The organism is Citrobacter enshiensis (assembly GCF_029338175.1).
Taxonomy (GTDB): Bacteria; Pseudomonadota; Gammaproteobacteria; order Enterobacterales; family Enterobacteriaceae; genus Citrobacter_D; species Citrobacter_D enshiensis.
Genome location: NZ_CP119862.1, coordinates 3,436,769 through 3,454,717, shown reverse-complemented (window position 1 = coordinate 3,454,717; position 17,949 = coordinate 3,436,769). Strand labels below are relative to the sequence as shown.

The following is a 17,949-nucleotide window of genomic DNA, read 5'->3' as shown; positions in this document are numbered from 1 at the left end:
GAGCGGAGTCTGTGTTAGCGTTGCGGCGCTGTTCGTACTGGCGTATCGCCTGCCACATAATAACGGGCGGTACTTTTGGCCAGCGGTGTACGACCGCGAATGGCGTCGGCAATTTTCTCGCCAATCATGATGGTGGTGGCGTTCAGATTGCCGGTAATGATGTGCGGCATAATAGAGGCGTCCACCACGCGCAGATTCTCTGCGCCATGGACTCTCCCTTCGCCATCCACCACCGCCATCTCGTCATACCCCATTTTACAGGTCCCGCAGGGATGGAACGCCGTCTCGGCGTGATCGCGCACAAAGGCGTCCAGTTGTTCATCGGTCTGGCAGTCAATTCCCGGGCTTATCTCCCGGCCGCGGTATTTATCCAGCGCGGGCTGGTTGATGATTTCCCGCGTGATGCGAATCGCGTCGCGAAACTCCTGCCAGTCCTGCTCCGCCGACATGTAATTGAACAGGATGGCCGGGTGTTCACGCGGGTCACGGGATGTCAGATGCACATGGCCCCGACTGGGGGAGCGCATCGATCCCACGTGGCACTGAAAACCGTGCTCTTTGACGGCGTTAGAACCGTTGTAATTAATGGCGACCGGCAGAAAATGGTACTGAAGGTTCGGCCAGGCAAACCCGTCATGGCTGCGGATAAAACCTCCCGCTTCAAAATGGTTGCTGGCGCCCGTGCCAGTGCCGGCGAATAACCACTGGGCGCCAATCTTCGGCTGGTTCCACCATTGCAGGGCAGGGTAGAGCGACACCGGTTCTTTGCATTCATATTGCAGGTACATCTCCAGATGATCCTGCAGGTTTTCGCCGACGCCAGGCAGAGGGTGTACCAGCGGAATAGCAAAGGCGTTGAGCAGCGCCGCGTCGCCCACGCCGGAACGTTGCAGGATCTGCGGCGAGGCAATCGCCCCGGCACAGAGCAGCACTTCTTTGCGTGCGGTCGCTTTGTTCGCAATCGTGCTGTCGCCTTCCAGCCACTCCACGCCCATCGCTTTTTTACCGTCAAAGAGAATACGGTCGGTCAGGGCATGGGTGATGATGGTCAGATTCGGGCGCTTCCGGGCCTGATCAAGATAGCCCCGCGCGGTGCTGGCGCGACGACCTCGCGGCGTGACGGTTCTGTCCATCGGACCAAAACCTTCCTGCTGGTAGCCGTTGAGATCGTCGGTACGTGGATATCCGGCCTGGACGCCAGCTTCAACCATCGCATGGAACAACGGATTGTTATTGTGCTTTGGGGTGGTGACGTTCACCGGGCCTTCGCCGCCGTGATAGTCGTTCGCGCCGGTATCACGGGACTCCGCTTTACGGTAGTAGGGCAGGCAATCGAGGTAGCTCCAGTGCTCGAGACCCGGCTCCTGCGCCCAGTTATCAAGATCCAGAGCATTGCCGCGGATATAACACATGCCGTTAATCAGTGACGAACCGCCCAGCCCCTTTCCTCGCCCGCACTCCATGCGGCGATAGTTCATGTACGGTTCCGGTTCGGTTTCATAGGCCCAGTTATAGCGCCTGCCCTGTAAGGGGAAGGCGAGGGCGGCGGGCATCTGGGTGCGAAAGTCGGCGCGATAATCCGGACCGCCTGCTTCCAGCAGCAGTACGGTGGTATCGTTGTCTTCTGTTAAGCGTGTCGCCAGCACGTTGCCGGCGGAGCCGGCGCCAATAATGATGTAGTCAAAATGCAAATAAACCTCCTGGTTAGAATTGGGATTGAAACTGACCCATCTCAACCTGGATGGATTTCACCTGGGTGTAACTTTGCAGCGTCATCACGCCGTTTTCGCGACCAATGCCCGAGTGTTTGTAACCGCCTACCGGCATTTCGGCGGGGGATTCTCCCCAGGTATTGATCCAGCAGATCCCCGCATCCAGTTGGTGAATCACGCGGTGCGCGCGGTTAAGATCGTGAGTTACGACGCCTGCCGCCAGTCCGTAGTCCGTATCGTTAGCGCGGCGCACGACCTCGTCTTCGTCTTCGTAGGTCAGGATTGACATCACCGGGCCGAAGATTTCTTCACGCACAATGGTCATCTCATCATGACAGTCGGTGAAGACCGTCGGAGCAACCCACGCGCCGTGGTCAAAACCGCTGCCTTGCAGTGCCTCACCGCCGCAGAGCAGCGTTGCGCCTTCCGCCTTGCCGCTGTCGATATAGCGCAGAACGTTTTCGCGGTGCGAAAAACTGACCAGCGGGCCAAAGTTGGTGGCCGGGTCAAACAGATCGCCTGCGCGAATGCGCGCCACGCGGGCGAGGATGGTTTGTTCAAAGGCGCTTTTCATCCGTGTCGGAACAAACACGCGGGTGCCATTGGTGCAAACCTGACCGCTGCTATAGAAATTCGCCATCATGGCGATGTCTGCGGCAAGATTGAGGTTGGCGTCCTCAAAAATAATCAGCGGTGATTTCCCGCCCAGCTCCATCGTCACCTCTTTGAGCGAGGATGCCGCTGAGTTCGCCATCACTTTTTTGCCGCTGGCGACACCGCCGGTGAAGGAGACTTTCGCGATGCCCGGATGTTCCGTCAGCCATTGCCCGGTTTCGGCGCCGGTCCCCGGTAGCACGTTAAAGACGCCGTCCGGCAGACCCGCTTCAGTGTAGATTTCTGCCAGCTTTAAGGCGGTGAGCGGGGTGATTTCACTGGGTTTGAAGATCATCGCATTGCCTGCGGCAAGCGCCGGAGCGGATTTCCACAGGGCAATTTGGATCGGATAGTTCCACGCGCCAATGCCCGCGACGACGCCCAGCGGTTCGCGGCGCGTGTAAACAAAAGAGGTTTCACGCAGCGGGATTTGCGTGCCTTCCAGCGCCGGGATCAGCCCGGCGTAATACTCAAGCACATCGGCGCCGGTCACGATATCGACGCTGGCGGTTTCGCTGAACGGCTTCCCGGTGTCGAGCGTCTCCAGTGTTGCCAGTTCGTCGTTACGCTCGCGCAGAATATCCACCGCCCGGCGCAAAATCCGCGAGCGTTCCATGGCGGTCATCGCCGCCCAGATTTTCTGCCCACGTTGGGCGCTCTTCACGGCGCGATCGACATCCTCGCGGCCAGCCGCCTGCACGGTGGCCAGGATTTCACCGTTGGCGGGATTGGTAGTCTCAAAGGTGCGACCGCTGGCGGCGACAGTGTATCTACCGTCAATATAAAGCTGTTGTTCTGCCATTCGGGACATACGCTCTCCTCGGTTAGTCAGTGGTTTTCGGCAAATGTTGATTGATGAAATGGGTGGTCAGCGCCTGAGCGCGACTCAGATTGAACGGCTCGTTGCTGAGTGAGGCACGTAGCCACAGTCCGTCAATCAGGGCCGCCAGCCCGTAGCCCGCCTGTTGCGCCTGTTGATGCGAAAGCTCACGCCTGAACTCGTAAACGATGTTGGAGAGCAGACGTTTCCCGGCAATCTGTTGCAGCCGGAACAGCATCGGTTGATGCATACTGCTCGCCCAGAAGGCCAGCCAGGCTTTCATTGCCGCCTGACTTATCTGACTGTCATCGAAATTCCCCGCCACAATGGCGCGCAATCGTAACTCGGCGCGGGCGCCTTTCAGCGCATGCAGACGACGCAAAACTGCGTGGCGAAGCTGGCTGGTGATGTCGCGCATCGTCGCCTCCAGCAGCCCATTTTTATCCTTGAAGTAGTGGCTAATGATGCCGGTCGAAACACCGGCGCGGCGGGCTATTTGCGCGATGGTGGCATCGTGCATGCCAACCTCATTAATCGCGTCCAGCGTGGCGTCGATCAACTGCCTGCGGCGAAGGGTTTGCATCCCCACTTTGGGCATTTTTTACTGCTCCAATCATCAGTTGTGTTTATGTATTTAACCGTTTTTTGATTGGACGTTCAATATAAAATGTGTATTAATTGTTATATTGATTGGCTGATTTCGTTAAGGAGATATTCAAGGGTGTTTAATTTTTTCATTTAAAAACAAATAATTATTCATATTTCATTTCTGTGTATAAGGTTATTTTTGGTAAGCGTACAATGACCTTACAGAGTCTCCAGGAGTTTGCTGCTCAACAGAGTAGTCAGCGTTACTTAATCTGAGGTAATCGATGACGAACCTTGTTACCGACGGAGAAAAGGACAAAATCAATCCCGTTGTTTTTTACACATCAGCCGGACTGATTTTGTTGTTTTCCCTGACCACCATTTTCTTTAGTGATTTTTCCGCCATCTGGATTGGCCGTACCCTCAACTGGGTTTCCAAAACGTTCGGTTGGTATTACCTGCTCGCCGCCACGCTCTATATTGTTTTTGTTATCTTTATTGCCTGTTCACGCTTCGGTTCGGTCAAGCTGGGACCGGAACAATCGAAACCAGAATTCAGCCTGTTAAGCTGGGCAGCGATGCTGTTCGCGGCGGGGATTGGTATTGATCTGATGTTCTTCTCGGTGGCTGAACCTGTCGCCCAATATATGCAGCCGCCGGAAGGCGCGGGGCAGACCATTGAAGCGGCTCGCCAGTCGATGGTGTGGACGCTATTCCACTATGGGCTGACCGGCTGGTCAATGTATGCGCTGATGGGGATGGCGCTCGGCTACTTTAGCTACCGCTATAATCTGCCGCTGACGATCCGCTCGGCGTTGTATCCGATTTTCGGTAAGCGCATCAACGGACCTATCGGTCACAGCGTCGATATCGCGGCGGTGATCGGCACGATTTTCGGTATCGCCACCACGCTGGGAATTGGCGTGGTACAGCTTAACTACGGGCTGAGCGTGCTGTTTGATATTCCTGATTCCATGGCGGCGAAAGCGGCGCTGATTGTGCTCTCGGTGGTGATCGCCACGATCTCGGTGACCTCGGGAGTAGATAAAGGGATCCGCGTGCTGTCGGAACTCAACGTGCTGCTGGCGCTGGGGTTGATCCTCTTTGTGCTGTTTATGGGCGAAACCTCGTTTCTGCTTAACGCGCTGGTGTTGAACGTGGGCGACTACGTGAACCGCTTTATGGGCATGACGCTCAACAGCTTTGCCTTTGATCGTCCGGTCGAGTGGATGAATAGCTGGACGCTGTTTTTCTGGGCGTGGTGGGTGGCGTGGTCGCCGTTTGTCGGCCTGTTTTTGGCGCGCATTTCCCGTGGGCGTACGATTCGCCAGTTTGTTTTCGGCACCCTGATTATTCCGTTCACCTTCACCCTGCTGTGGCTGTCGGTGTTTGGTAACAGCGCGCTGTACGAGATAATCCACGGTGACGCGGGTTTTGCCGAAGAGGCGATGACCCATCCTGAGCGTGGCTTCTACAGCCTGCTGGCGCAGTATCCGGCGTTTACCTTTAGTGCGTCTGTCGCCACGATAACCGGGCTGCTGTTCTATGTGACCTCGGCAGATTCCGGCGCGCTGGTGTTGGGGAACTTCACGTCGAAACTGAAAGATATCAACAGTGATGCACCCGCCTGGCTGCGCGTGTTCTGGTCGGTGGCAATTGGTCTGTTGACGCTGGGAATGCTGATGACCAATGGGATTTCAGCGCTACAGAACACGACGGTGATCATGGGACTGCCCTTCAGCTTTGTGATCTTCTTTATTATGGCCGGACTGTATAAATCGCTGAAGGTTGAAGATTACCGCCGGGAAAGCGCCAACCGGAACACCGCTCCGCGCCCGATGGGCGTTCAGGACCGGTTGAGCTGGAAAAAACGGTTGTCGCGACTGATGAACTATCCGGGAACCCGGTATACCCGCGAGATGATGGAGACGGTCTGTTTTCCGGCCATGGAAGAGGTGGCGCATGAACTGAAACTGCGCGGCGCGAATGTTGTGTTATCAAGCCTGCCGCCGGAAGAGGGGGAAGCGCTCGGTCATCTCGATCTGCGGGTCAATCTGGGCGATGAACGTAACTTCGTTTATCAAATCTGGCCGCAAAAGTATGCGATCCCCGGTTTTACTTATCGGGCGCGTAGCGGGAAATCGACCTACTACCGGCTGGAAACCTTTCTGCTTGAAGGCAGTCAGGGGAACGACCTGATGGACTACAGCAAAGAGCAGGTGATCACCGATATTCTCGATCAGTACGAGCGGCATCTGAACTTTATCCATCTGGATCGCGAAGCTCCGGGGAATGGGGTCCTGTTTCCTGGAATGTAGGACGCGGCTGGCATAACGTGATGACGCATTCATCATAAGTTTGCCACTGGACGTTAACGACATGATCGACGACGTTGGGTGAAAAAAGTGCGGTTAAACGCAAGCTAATACGGCTTGCGTTTATCGCAGTGATTTTCGCGCTGTCGAATCCCGGCAAGGGATTGACCCTTCCACAAAACGCTTTATACAGGCTCTCTTTGGCGGAAAAGGCCAGCGTTAAGGCGAGCGTAAAAGGCAGGGCGCTGGAGAGTAAAATCTCCTGCTCCTCGTTATCAACTATGCTGCCTTTTAGTTCTTCTGCCATCTGCGGTGTAAAAATCGCCTCTATATCCACACCCACAGGCTGCCTCGACACAACGGCCAGTGCGGTCGTCGCACAATGACTGATACTGCCCGATAAACCCGCAGGCCATAACGGCTGGCGCTGTTCACCGATACCGGGAACGGTTTTACTGCCGTAATCACGCAACGCGTGGACGGCGGCGATGCGCCCGGCTAAATGCTCGGCTTTGCGTTTTCGTCCGGCAGCATGTAACTGTGCGTGATGCGGGAGCCAGAAGAGATCGTGCTCATGGAAGCTGTCAGGGTCGAACGCAATACAGTGCAGCGTATGCCCGGCAAAAGAGAGGGTTGAGTGATGAGTTAGCATGGTTTTTCAGGAAATCCCCCTCGCCAAAAGGAGAGGGGGGAATCAGCATCAGAAGTGAGTATTCACGCTCATAAACCACGTACGACCCGGTTCGTTATAGGTGTGCGCGCCGGCGCCTGCCATAAAATCACCGGTTTTAGTATCGCTGACGGTCTGCGCATTACCTTCACGCCACAGACGTTTATCAAAGACGTTATCCACGCCGCTGGTCAGACTGACGTTTTTCGTCACGTCCCAGGTCGCGCTCAGGCCGACAATGCTGTACGGACTGACGGATTGTTTATCCGTACCCGTCACCGGTTTGCCCTGGTAATCGTATTTCTTCGGCTCTTGTTTGCCGTACCAGGTGAACGTTGATTGCAGAGAAACATCCTGACGTACCTGCCAGCTGAGGGTCGAGTTCAGCGTGTACTCCGGAATAATCGACAGGCGTTCGCCGGTTTCTTTATTCTTACTCTGCAGCATGTAAGTGATGTTATTGGTCCAGTTAACGGTTTCGCTAACCGGCACGTTCAACGTCCCCTCCAGCCCCTCGACCACCGCTTTCGGGACGTTTTCCCACTGGTAGATATCGGTGTAGGTGGTTTTTCCTTTGTTGGTGATGGATGTTCTGCTGAGCGGTGTCGTACCGGCTTCTATCTTGTTGCGATAATCGTTACGGAACCAGGTCACGCCAGCCAGCCAACCGTCACGCTTGAATTCCAGGCCAATCTCTTTGTTGATGCTGGTTTCAGCTTTCAGGTCATCGTTGCCCATCATATAGCAACCGATGCCGGTGGCAGCCCCCGTGGCATAACAACCCTGACCTTTACTGTACAGAATATAGTTCGGGTTAGTCTGGTACAGGCTTGGCGCTTTGTAGGCGCGCGCGATCCCCATCTTCAGGGTGAAGTCATCGCCCAGACCTTGCGACAGGTTCAGGGACGGGCTCCAGTTGTCGCCGACAATGCTGTGATGATCGAAACGCAGGCCCGGCGTTAGCATGGTGCTGTCGGTCAGCTCCATGTTGTTTTCGGCAAACAGCGAGAAAATCTCTGCTTTGGAGTACGGGCTGCGGTCAGTACTGGACGATCCCGGAATATCGCCGCCCATAAAGGTTTGCGAGTTGGAGAGCATATCCTTCATGCGCTGTTGGGCCCATTCGGTACCCACCGTCAGGTTCTGATTCACGAAGAGATCGAACGGAATGCTCACTTCGCTGTGCAGCGTCACGTCGTTCAGATCGGCATCGACATATTTCTGCGATGCTTTCGGGTCAAAGATCCCTTCAGTCCCCCCCGCTAAACCTTCAGGAGTGCGGGAGTTACGGGTATGTTCATACTGCACCCAGTTGCTGGTGGTAACGCCGTTATCCCAGCCGCCGTTCCAGGTCAGGGCGTAGTTCTGGCGATACAGACGGTTCGTTTCCTCCCCGTAGTTATCTTTCACGAGCTGGTTGGTGTTGGTGTTCTGCGTATCACCGGCGTAGAGGTTGCCCTGGCGGTTGTAACCGGCTTCGAATTCCAGAGACTGGAGCGGGGCGAAATCCCAGCGTACAACACCATTGATATCTTTATTGATCACCCCTTCACGACCCGCAGGCAACGTGTCGGCATAGCTGCCAGTACGTTCCGATTGATGGCCCTGGTTGATGTCACGCGCATCGGCCTGCGTTTTGTCGAGATTACCGAACAGACGGAAACTGAAATCCCCGCCCAGCGGGCCGTTCAGGCTAAAGTTGGTGCGTTTGGTTGAACCTTCTTCTTTATGTTCCGGCGCGTTGAAATAGGTGTTCCACGAACCGTGCCACTCGCTGCTGCCCTTTTTGGTGATGATGTTCACCACGCCACCGGCGGCGCCATTACCGTAACGGGCTGCGGCAGGACCGCGCAGCACTTCGATACGCTCAATCATCTCCGGCGGCACCCATGAGGTATCACCACGGGTATCACGTTCACCGCGCCAGCCAAGGCGCACGGAGTTACGGCTGGTGACCGGCTTGCCGTCAATCAGGATCAGGGTATTTTCCGGGCCCATCCCGCGAATATCAATTTGACGATTGTTCCCGCGCTGACCACTGGTGGAGTTACCCGTCAGGTTGACGCCAGGCATGGTGCGGATGATTTCCGACACATCGCGGGCGGGAGGATTTTTGCGGATTTCGTCCGCGGTGATGGTGGAAACGCCCGGTGCCTGTAAGTTCTGTTGGGCGGCGGTCACCACGATGGTGTCTTCATTGGCGACGGCAGAGGTGTCTGCTGTCTCTTCTGCCAGTGCGGGCAGCGCTACCCCATAAATCCCTAAATTGACCAGTAAGGCCAGGGAATGAATCTTCTTGTTCATTGTATGTCCTGCTTTTTTTAGCCACGTGTGCCAACGTCGCCCGGTAAAGGGGAGTTAGCCTGATGTCGCCCGCCTCTGCGAAGACCCTCCATTCCAGAAAAGCACGCAGTGCCAGAGCGTTTATAAGTGGTGAAATACTGTTCGCGCTTCCCACAGCGCGACAATACGCTATTGCAAATGCAAATAGTTATCAATAATATTATCAATATATTTCAGCGATGAATGAAAAATTGCACAATAAACATGGGGTTATGTTGGTGGCAGCGTTTTCGGTGGGAAGTGATAGCTGGTGGCAGTCAAAAAATGGACCTGAATGGGTACGTACGGAAAACGGTGATTGCCGGGTCACTTTCTGGTGGCGCGACCCGCAGGGAACAGAAAACCACTCCCCGATACGCCGTGTATGGGTCTACATCACGGGTGTCACCGATCATCATCAAAATGCCATTCCGCAGTCAATGCAGCGCATTGCCGGGACGGATGTCTGGCAGTGGAGCACGGATCTCAGCGCCCACTGGCGGGGCAGTTACTGTTTTATCCCGTCTGCGCGCGACGATATTTTTACCCCATTGGTAGCCGGTGAAGCGCCTGACCGTACGGCGCTTCGCGAAGGATGGCGACAACTTTTACCGCAGGCGATTGCCGATCCTCTCAACCCCGTCAGTTGGACCGGGGGGAGGGGGCATGCCGTTTCGGCGCTTGAAATGCCCGATGCACCAGCACAGCCTGGATGGGATCACCCTGAAAAGCCGGATTCTCCCCCACGTTGTTTGCAGTGGCGTAGCGAACGTCTGGGCAACACCCGACGTGTGTGGGTGTTCACCACCGGGAAAAATTCCGGGGAGAAACGTCCGCTGGCGATTCTGCTGGACGGGCAGTTTTGGGCGCAGAGTATGCCCGTCTGGCCCGCGCTCACCTCGCTCACGTCCCGACAGCAGCTTCCTGCCGCGGTTTATCTGCTTATCGATGCCATCGACACCACTCACCGTAGCCGGGAATTGCCGTGCAACGCCGACTTCTGGCTGGCGGTGCAGCAGGAGTTATTGCCGCAAGTGCAGTCCGTCGCGCCCTTTAGCGATCGACCGGAGCAGACGATCGTTGCCGGACAAAGTTTTGGTGGACTTTCGTCGCTGTACGCAGGACTGCACTGGCCTGAGCGATTTGGCTGTGTGTTGAGTCAATCGGGATCTTACTGGTGGCCGCATCGCGGCGCGCACCAGGAAGGGATCGTTACTGAGCAATTGAAGACGGGCACCGTTTCGGCACAGGGATTGCGAATTGTGCTGGAAGCAGGCATCAGAGAACCGGTTATTTTTGAGGCGAATCAGGCGCTTTACCGCCAACTGCATAACGTGCAGCCGTCGGTGTACTGGCGTCAGGTTGACGGCGGACACGATGCGCTTTGCTGGCGCGGCGGATTAATGCAGGGGTTGATGACGTTATGGCAACCGCTGATTGACCCCTACGGGCATCAAAACAATCAGGCCTGAGCCAGGCGAGTTTCCACGACAGGAGTTGAATATGGAATTCAGTAATCCCTTCGATAATCCGCAGGGACAGTTTTACATTCTGCAAAATGCACAGCGCCAGTTTAGTCTCTGGCCTCAGCAGTGTTCACTGCCTGCGGGTTGGCAGGTGGTGTGCGAGCCGCAATCACAAGAAGCCTGTCAACAATGGCTGGCGACCCACTGGACGACATTGACGCCCACCCATTATGCCGATGTGCAGGAGGCACAATGACCCAACGTTTACCTTTGGTCGCCGCGCAGCCGGGGATCTGGATGGCGGAAAAACTCTCATCTCTGCCTTCCGCCTGGAGTGTGGCGCATTACGTGGAACTGCACGGCGAGCTGGATGCGCCTTTACTGGCGAAAGCCGTCGTCGCGGGGATGAAACAGGCAGATACACTGCGTTTGCGGTTTACGGAAGATAACGGAGACATCTGGCAATGGGTTGATCCACAGTTACCGATTGCCGAACCGGAGATTATCGACCTGCGCGGTGAATCGGCGCCCGTCGCCGCCGCGCTGGCGGTGATGCACGCCGATCTCGGGCAAAATCTGCGGGCCGATGGCGGAAAACCGCTTGCCCTGCACCTGTTGATTCAGGTGGCTGACACTCGCTGGTACTGGTATCAACGTTATCACCATTTGCTGGTGGATGGCTTTAGTTTCCCTGCCATTACCCGGCAGATCGCCGCCGTTTACCGCGCATGGCAACGGGGAGAACCGACGCCGGACTCCCCGTTTACCCCCTTTGCCGAGGTCGTGGAAGAGTATCAACGCTACCGTGACAGTGAAGCGTATCAACGTGATGGGGCATTTTGGTCGCAACAGCGCACTCAGTTACCACCTCCCGCATCGCTCTCTTCCGCCCCCTTGTCTGGCGGTGCCGCCAGCGCTGATGTTCTGCGCATGAAATTGAACGCGTCTGAAGGCATGTTCCGCCAACTGGCAGCCCGTATGCCCCATGTACAGCGCGCAGATCTCGCGCTGGCGCTGGTGTCGCTATGGCTGGGGCGCATATGTGGACGCCCTGATTATACCGCCGGCTTTATCTTTATGCGGCGGATGGGGTCGGCAGCGTTGACCGCGACGGGCCCGGTGCTGAATGTTCTGCCGCTGGGTGTGAACATCAGGGCGGCAGAAACGCTTGCGGAACTGGCGACGCGTCTTGCCGGACAACTGAAAAAAATGCGTCGCCATCAACGTTATGACGCCGAACAGATTGTCCGCGACAGCGGACGCGCGGCAGGCGGCGAACCGTTATTCGGCCCCGTCCTGAACGTGAAAGTATTTGACTATCAGCTGGATATTCCTGGCGTTCAGGCTATTACCCACACGCTGGCGACGGGACCGGTTAACGATCTGGAACTGGCGCTATTCCCTGATGAAGAGGGCGGTCTGAGTATTGAAATCCTCGCCAACAAACAGCGCTATGAGGAGGCATCCTTAGTTCAGCACGCTTCGCGTCTGATGGCGCTGATCAACCAGTTTGCGGCGAATCCTTCGCTGCGCTGTGGCGATGCCGACATGCTGTTGCCTGCCGAGTATGAACAGCTTGCGAAGGTGAATGCGACGGCGGTGAATATCCCGTCGACCACGCTCAGCGCGCTGGTGGCGGAACAGGCATGTAAAACGCCGGATGCCCCTGCGCTGGCAGATACGCGCTATCAATTCAGCTATCGTGAAATGCGTGAACAGGTGGTAGCGCTCGCGAATTTACTGCGTGAACGTGGGGTGAAGCCGGGGGACAGTGTGGCGGTGGCGTTGCCGCGCTCGGTGTTCCTGACGTTAGCGTTGCATGGCATTGTCGAAGCTGGCGCCGCCTGGCTACCGCTGGATACGGGATATCCGGACGATCGACTGCGAATGATGCTGGAAGACGCACAGCCGAAACTGTTGATTACCACCGATGAGCAACGGGCCCGGTTTAGCGGTATTCCAGGTCTGGAAAGTCTGTGCTACAGCGAGCCGCTGGCGGCTGGCGGCACCGCGCCGTTAGCACTGTCTCAGCCACACCATACGGCGTATATCATTTTCACCTCGGGTTCGACGGGAAGACCGAAAGGGGTGATGGTGGGGCAAACGGCTATCGTGAACCGTTTGCTGTGGATGCAGGATCACTATTCGCTGACGGCGAACGATGTGGTGGCGCAAAAAACGCCCTGCAGTTTCGACGTTTCGGTGTGGGAGTTTTTCTGGCCGTTTATTGTCGGCGCCAGGCTGGTGATGGCGGAGCCGGAGGCGCATCGCGATCCGCTGGCGATGCAGCATTTCTTTGCACGCTACGGCGTGACCACCACCCATTTTGTACCGTCAATGCTGGCGGCTTTTGTCGCCTCGCTGACGTCTGAAACCGCCCGCAAACGTTGTGCCTCGTTACAGCGTGTTTTTTGCAGCGGAGAGGCTCTGCCCAGCGACCTGTGTCGCGAGTGGCAACAACTGACTGGCGCACCGCTGCATAATTTGTATGGGCCCACGGAAGCGGCAGTGGACGTCAGTTGGTATCCGGCCTGTGGCGATGAACTTGCCGCGGTGACCGGAAGTAGCGTGCCGATCGGTTATCCGGTCTGGAATACCGGCCTGCGGATCCTCGATGCCATGATGCGCCCGGTGCCTCCGGGAACGGCGGGGGATTTGTATTTGACCGGCATCCAACTGGCGCAAGGTTATCTGGGAAGGGCGGATTTAACGGCAAGTCGTTTTATTGCCGATCCGTTTGCCCCGGGTGAACGGATGTACCGCACCGGTGATGTGGCGCGCTGGCTCACCTCTGGCGCTGTAGAGTATCTGGGGCGCAGTGACGATCAGCTTAAGATCCGGGGTCAGCGTATTGAACTGGGGGAAATCGACCGTGTGATGCAAATGCTGCCGGATGTCGAGCATGCCGTCGCCCATGCCTGTGTGTTTAATCAGGCGGCGGCGACGGGCGGTGATGCCCGGCAACTGGTGGGATATCTGGTATCACGTTCTGGTTTACCGCTGGATGTGACCGCGCTGCAAGAGCGTCTACGTGAAAAACTTCCGCAGCATATGGTTCCGGTCGTACTGCTTCAGCTGGCGGAACTGCCGCTGAGCGCCAACGGAAAACTGGATCGCAAAGCATTGCCGATGCCGCAGGTGACACAACGTACGCAAGGGCGTGCGCCGCTTCCCGGAACGGAAATGACAATCGCTAGTGCCTTTGCTCAAATGCTGGGATGCGAGGTCAACGATGTGGAAGCCGATTTCTTCGCGCTGGGGGGGCACTCATTGTTGGCGATGAAACTGGCCGCGCAGTTGAGTCAGACATTCGCGCGCCAGGTCACGCCGGGTCAGATTATGGTGGCGTCCACCGTCGCACAACTGAGTGCGCTGCTGGATACCGTTGAAGACGAGCACTCCCGGCGACTGGGATTTGAAGCGCTGTTGCCGCTGCGCGAAAGCGATGGGCCGACGCTGTTTTGTTTCCATCCGGCTTCCGGTTTTGCCTGGCAGTTTAGCGTCCTGGCGCGCTACCTCGCGCCGCAGTGGTCAATCATGGGGATTCAGTCGCCACGACCCCATGGTCCAATGCAGACGGCGGCGAACCTTGATGAGATCTGTGAGCATCATCTGGCGACGCTGCTGAAACAGCAGCCACATGGTCCGTACTATTTACTGGGGTATTCTCTGGGAGGGACGCTGGCGCAGGGAATCGCTGCGCGCTTACGCGCCCGGGGGGAAAACGTCGCGTTCCTCGGTCTGCTGGATACCTGGCCGCCAGAAACGCAAAACTGGCAGGAGAAAGAGGCCAACGGATTAGATCCGGAAGTGCTGGCAGAGATCGACCGCGAGCGGGAAGCGTTTCTGTCTGCTCAGCGTGGGCATACAAGCGAGGCGTTGTTTTCGGCCATAGAGGGAAATTATGCGGATGCGGTACGTTTGCTCACCACGGCGCATAGCGTACCGTTTGATGGCCGGGCTACACTCTTTGTGGCTCAACGGACGCTGCCAGAAGGCGTTAGCCCTGAGCGGAGCTGGGCTCCGTGGATAGCGGGACTGGATATTTACCGTCAGGACTGCGCACATGTCGATATTATTTCGCCGTCCGCGTTTGAGAATATTGGGCCAATAATCCGTGAGCTACTTAGCAAATAACGGACGTTTTCTGGACGCTTTCAGATAATATCTTTTGCAAACCCATAATGAGAGCCAATTATTATGGGTTTTTGTTTTTCAAGAAAAAAATCGGAATTTACTGCCTGGCAACCCGCATCGGCAACCGGTAATGAGATTGATTTTTTAAACCTCATTGATGTTTTATGGCGTGCGAAAAATCGAATTGTTGCTGTCGTTGTTGCTTTTGCGTGTATCGGGTTACTGATCTCTTTTCTCCTGCCGCAAAAGTGGACCAGCGAGGTGATTGTCACGCCGCCTGAACCTATTCAGTGGCAGGGGCTTGAGAAAACCCTGACGAAATTGCAGGTGCAGGATTGGAGGGGGGAGCCCTCCGGCTATCATGACAGGGCGTCCGGAGACGAGTTTCCGGAACGTCCAAGCGGTACGACTAAAGGCGTTCCAGCGATCGGGTCTTCAATGATCATGCAACGCAGCCCATAGATTTCTTCAATCAGTTCCGACGTCACAATATCCTTCGGCGCGCCCTGTGCCACTATTTTGCCTTCACGTAACGCAATCAGATGCGTGGCATACCGACAGGCCTGATTCAAATCATGCAGGACTGCGGCGAGGGTATAGCCTTTTTCACGATTCAGTTCACTCAGTAGATCCAGCAGATCAATCTGGTGGCTGATATCCAGCCATGTTGTCGGTTCATCAAGTAGCATGATGGACGTCTCTTGCGCCAGCACCATGGCTATCCAGGCGCGTTGACGCTGCCCTCCGGAAAGCGTGTCCACGCTTTGAGTCGCCAGATTTGTGATCCCCGTGGCGCGCATGGCGCGCATGACCGCCTCTTCATCTTCTTTGCGCCAACGGGTGAACAAAGGTTGATGCGGGTAGCGGCCACGCGCCACCAGCTCCTGTACGGTGATGTCACCGGGCGTGGTGGCATTTTGCGCTAACAAACCGATACGACGTGCGACTTCTTTACTGGCGTAGTGCTGAATATGCTCGCCATCCAACCAGACGTGTCCTTTGGCGGGGGTCATCAGGCGACTCAACGTACGCAGCAACGTCGATTTTCCGCACCCATTCGGTCCGATAATGGCGGTGAAATGGCCGTCGGGAATTGAGACATCCAGATTTTCTGCCACGGTAAATTTACCGTAGCCCAGTGTTAACTGGTCGCCACGCAAACGGGCTACTGATTCGGTCATTTTTTGCGGGACTCCTGAATTAACAAGACGATAAGATAAATGCCGCCAAGACTGACGGTAACAACGCCCACCGGGAGCTGATAAGGCATAAACAGTTGTTGGGCAACCTGATCGGCGAGCAGCAGTAATAACGCGCCGCACAGGGCTGACTGGGTTAATCCCCAGCGAGCGGTGCCGCTGAGGCGACGCGCAATATGCGGCGCGACAAGCGCGATAAAAGAGATAGGACCAGCGAGAGCCGTGGCGGCGGCGGTCAGGACCACCGCTATCAGCATCATCAGCAAACGGGATCGCTCCACGCTAACGCCGAGTGCGCAGGCGCTGTCATCCCCCATCTCCAGCAGACGCATACGCCGTACCAGAAGCGCCGCACACACCAGCATGACGATGATCAGCGGGGCAGAGGGCCAGGTCTTCGCCCATGTCAGACCGTTGAGCGAACCCGCATTCCATAAACCGGCGGTAAGCGCTGTCTCTAAGGAGGCTTCCAGCAGCAGCCAGGTATTGAATGCCACCAGCATCGCGCGTACGCCGATGCCGATAATAATCAGCCTGAAGGTCTCAATGCCGTTACGCCAGGCAAGCGCCCAGACCACCAGTGACGTGAGTATCCCCCCCAACATCGCGGCCAGCGCGATCGCCGTCAGATGTTGACCAAACAGCACCATGGCAATCAGCACGCCGCTCCATGCGCCGGTGTTGAACCCCATCACATCCGGGCTTCCCAGCGGGTTACGCATTAGCGACTGGAAAATCGCGCCGCTGACGCCAAGGGCTGCGCCGATAAGCAGCGCCATCAGCACGCGCGGTAAACGCCATTCGGTGACGACCAGCGTGATACTGCGCGGAGCGTCTCCCCACAATGCAGCGATAATTTGCGAGGTATCCAGCGTGACGGCGCCGCTGCGCAGGCTCCATAAACTGACGCATATCGCGCCGAACAGCAGCCACAGACAGCAGAGGATCAGACGGCGGGAAACGTGTTTCATACGGCGCCTCCGCGTTGTCTGCGTCGGACAAGGAAAATGAGTACCGGCGCGCCAATAAACGCGCTGACGACGGAAACGCGTAATTCGCCAGGGACAATCACACGGCCAATGATATCGGCAAACAGCAGCAGGGCGGGGGTAGCCAGCAGTGTGACAGGCAAAGACCAGCGATGATCGGCTCCCACCAGCCAGCGTGCCATGTGCGGCATCATCAGACCAATGAACGCAATAGGGCCGACAATTGCCGTTGCGCTCCCGCATAACACGGTAATCACCAGCAGACCGATAATCTGAGTACGCGCCACCTTGTTGCCGAGCGCCGTGGCGGTATCGCTGCCCAGACTCAGACTATTGAGCGCCCGACTCAGGCATAACGCGATGACGCCTGCTACCAGTACCGGCACCAGCACCACCTTAAGCGTGTGCAAACTGCGGATATCCAACGAGCCCGCTTGCCAGAAGCGGAGTTGGTCGTATACATCCGGGTTAAGTAGGGCAATTCCACTGGATAGCCCTTCCAGCACCGCGCTGAGCGCGACACCTGCCAGCGTCAGCCGTACCGGACTTAACTGACCGCCCCCCTGACTGCCGGTAAACGCCACAATCAGCGACGCCGCAAGGGCACCGGCAAATGCCATCAAGAGTTGTTCTTCTGCGGAGGAATAGCCGAAAAGTGCGGCGCCCAGAACAATGGCAAAGCTGGCGCCGGCATTAACGCCAAGAATGCCCGGATCGGCAAGCGGGTTGCGGGAGAGCGTTTGCATTAAGGCACCGGCAAGACCCAGCGCGCCACCGGCCAGTAATCCGGCCAGCGTACGCGGCAGTCGCGCATCCAGTACGATAACGCAGTCAGGACTTTGACAGCGACCGGTCAGTGCGTCCAGAACGACAGAGGCTGGCAGTGATTTTGCGCCGATAGCCAGACTTAATGCAGTGGCGAGAACAAGTAATAACAACAATCCGGGGACGGCGATTGCGCGCGTCACGGAAACAGAGCATGACATATCAACTTCCCTGATAATGATAGTAATTATCGTTATCGATCTTATTTGGTTATGTTAGCATGTGCAGCCTCTGAATGGATATTTAAAAAAG

The 17,949-nt window shown here is 56.5% G+C and carries 12 protein-coding genes and 1 pseudogene; 5 read left to right on the top strand and 8 right to left on the bottom strand.

The features are described 5' to 3' along the window. Positions 1-14 precede the first annotated feature (14 nt). Genes betA through betI form a run of 3 tightly spaced genes read right to left on the bottom strand, consistent with a single transcriptional unit; the run spans position 15 to position 3,784 of the window. Positions 15-1,691, bottom strand: a complete 1,677-nt coding sequence (gene betA / locus P2W74_RS16630; protein WP_276292474.1) for a choline dehydrogenase — start codon at positions 1,689-1,691, stop codon at positions 15-17. A 13-nt stretch (positions 1,692-1,704) separates the two neighbouring features. After that, positions 1,705-3,177 carry a betaine-aldehyde dehydrogenase gene (gene betB, locus P2W74_RS16625; protein ID WP_276292473.1) on the bottom strand — a complete coding sequence of 491 codons (1,473 nt, stop codon included), beginning with the start codon at positions 3,175-3,177 and terminating at the stop codon, positions 1,705-1,707. Positions 3,178-3,190: 13 nt separating this feature from the next. Then, positions 3,191-3,784 carry a transcriptional regulator BetI gene (gene betI / locus P2W74_RS16620; protein WP_276292472.1) on the bottom strand — a complete coding sequence of 198 codons (594 nt, stop codon included), beginning with the start codon at positions 3,782-3,784 and terminating at the stop codon, positions 3,191-3,193. Positions 3,785-4,058: 274 nt separating this feature from the next. Between betI and P2W74_RS16615 the strand changes: the two genes are divergently transcribed. Continuing rightward, the gene (locus P2W74_RS16615; RefSeq protein ID WP_276292471.1) at positions 4,059-6,092 is read left to right on the top strand and encodes a choline transporter; all 2,034 of its coding nucleotides are present in this window, start codon (positions 4,059-4,061) and stop codon (positions 6,090-6,092) included. On the opposite strand, the gene entD is transcribed toward P2W74_RS16615, so the two are convergent. Both entD and P2W74_RS16605 read right to left on the bottom strand, forming a co-directional pair. Beyond that, entirely contained in the window at positions 6,037-6,741 is a 705-nt protein-coding gene (gene entD / locus P2W74_RS16610; RefSeq protein ID WP_276292470.1) for an enterobactin synthase subunit EntD, read from the bottom strand. The genes P2W74_RS16615 and entD overlap by 56 nt on opposite strands. A gap of 48 nt (positions 6,742-6,789) precedes the next feature. Beyond that, the gene (locus tag P2W74_RS16605; RefSeq protein WP_276292469.1) at positions 6,790-9,063 is read right to left on the bottom strand and encodes a TonB-dependent siderophore receptor; all 2,274 of its coding nucleotides are present in this window, start codon (positions 9,061-9,063) and stop codon (positions 6,790-6,792) included. Positions 9,064-9,320: 257 nt separating this feature from the next. On the opposite strand from P2W74_RS16605, the gene fes reads away from it, so the two are divergent. The 4 genes and pseudogenes from fes to P2W74_RS16585 all read left to right on the top strand — a co-directional run. Next, positions 9,321-10,553: an enterochelin esterase gene (gene fes / locus P2W74_RS16600; protein WP_276292468.1), complete on the top strand. Its 1,233-nt coding sequence runs from the start codon at positions 9,321-9,323 to the stop codon at positions 10,551-10,553. A 31-nt stretch (positions 10,554-10,584) separates the two neighbouring features. Beyond that, positions 10,585-10,803, top strand: coding sequence for an MbtH family protein (locus P2W74_RS16595; protein WP_276292467.1), 219 nt, complete (start codon positions 10,585-10,587; stop codon positions 10,801-10,803). Further along, the gene (gene entF, locus P2W74_RS16590) at positions 10,800-14,684 is read left to right on the top strand and encodes an enterobactin non-ribosomal peptide synthetase EntF (RefSeq protein ID WP_276292466.1); all 3,885 of its coding nucleotides are present in this window, start codon (positions 10,800-10,802) and stop codon (positions 14,682-14,684) included. Before P2W74_RS16595 ends, entF begins: the two co-directional genes overlap by 4 nt. 63 nt (positions 14,685-14,747) lie before the next feature. Then, positions 14,748-15,020 (top strand): annotated as a pseudogene (locus P2W74_RS16585) (Wzz/FepE/Etk N-terminal domain-containing protein); the annotation flags it as partial. Positions 15,021-15,043: 23 nt separating this feature from the next. Here P2W74_RS16585 and fepC read toward each other — a convergent pair. The 3 genes from fepC to fepD are packed head-to-tail and all read right to left on the bottom strand — an operon-like array spanning position 15,044 to position 17,858. Continuing rightward, positions 15,044-15,865, bottom strand: coding sequence for an iron-enterobactin ABC transporter ATP-binding protein (gene fepC / locus P2W74_RS16580; protein ID WP_276292465.1), 822 nt, complete (start codon positions 15,863-15,865; stop codon positions 15,044-15,046). Further along, a complete protein-coding gene (gene fepG / locus P2W74_RS16575) occupies positions 15,862-16,854 on the bottom strand; it encodes an iron-enterobactin ABC transporter permease (protein ID WP_276292464.1) in 993 nt (330 codons plus the stop codon). Before fepG ends, fepC begins: the two co-directional genes overlap by 4 nt. Then, positions 16,851-17,858, bottom strand: a complete 1,008-nt coding sequence (gene fepD / locus P2W74_RS16570; RefSeq protein ID WP_276292463.1) for a Fe(3+)-siderophore ABC transporter permease — start codon at positions 17,856-17,858, stop codon at positions 16,851-16,853. The genes fepG and fepD overlap by 4 nt, the downstream gene beginning before the upstream one ends. Positions 17,859-17,949: the final 91 nt, after the last annotated feature.

Bases quoted from the DNA above. Each gene is read 5' to 3' on its own strand.
- P2W74_RS16595 (WP_276292467.1), top strand. From the start codon at position 10,585: ATGGAATTCAGTAATCCCTTCGATAATCCGCAGGGACAGTTTTACATT.
- betB (WP_276292473.1), bottom strand. From the start codon at position 3,177: ATGTCCCGAATGGCAGAACAACAGCTTTATATTGACGGTAGATACACT.
- fepD (WP_276292463.1), bottom strand. From the start codon at position 17,858: ATGTCATGCTCTGTTTCCGTGACGCGCGCAATCGCCGTCCCCGGATTG.
- P2W74_RS16605 (WP_276292469.1), bottom strand. From the start codon at position 9,063: ATGAACAAGAAGATTCATTCCCTGGCCTTACTGGTCAATTTAGGGATT.
- fepG (WP_276292464.1), bottom strand. From the start codon at position 16,854: ATGAAACACGTTTCCCGCCGTCTGATCCTCTGCTGTCTGTGGCTGCTG.
- fepC (WP_276292465.1), bottom strand. From the start codon at position 15,865: ATGACCGAATCAGTAGCCCGTTTGCGTGGCGACCAGTTAACACTGGGC.
- entD (WP_276292470.1), bottom strand. From the start codon at position 6,741: ATGCTAACTCATCACTCAACCCTCTCTTTTGCCGGGCATACGCTGCAC.
- entF (WP_276292466.1), top strand. From the start codon at position 10,800: ATGACCCAACGTTTACCTTTGGTCGCCGCGCAGCCGGGGATCTGGATG.
- betI (WP_276292472.1), bottom strand. From the start codon at position 3,784: ATGCCCAAAGTGGGGATGCAAACCCTTCGCCGCAGGCAGTTGATCGAC.
- P2W74_RS16615 (WP_276292471.1), top strand. From the start codon at position 4,059: ATGACGAACCTTGTTACCGACGGAGAAAAGGACAAAATCAATCCCGTT.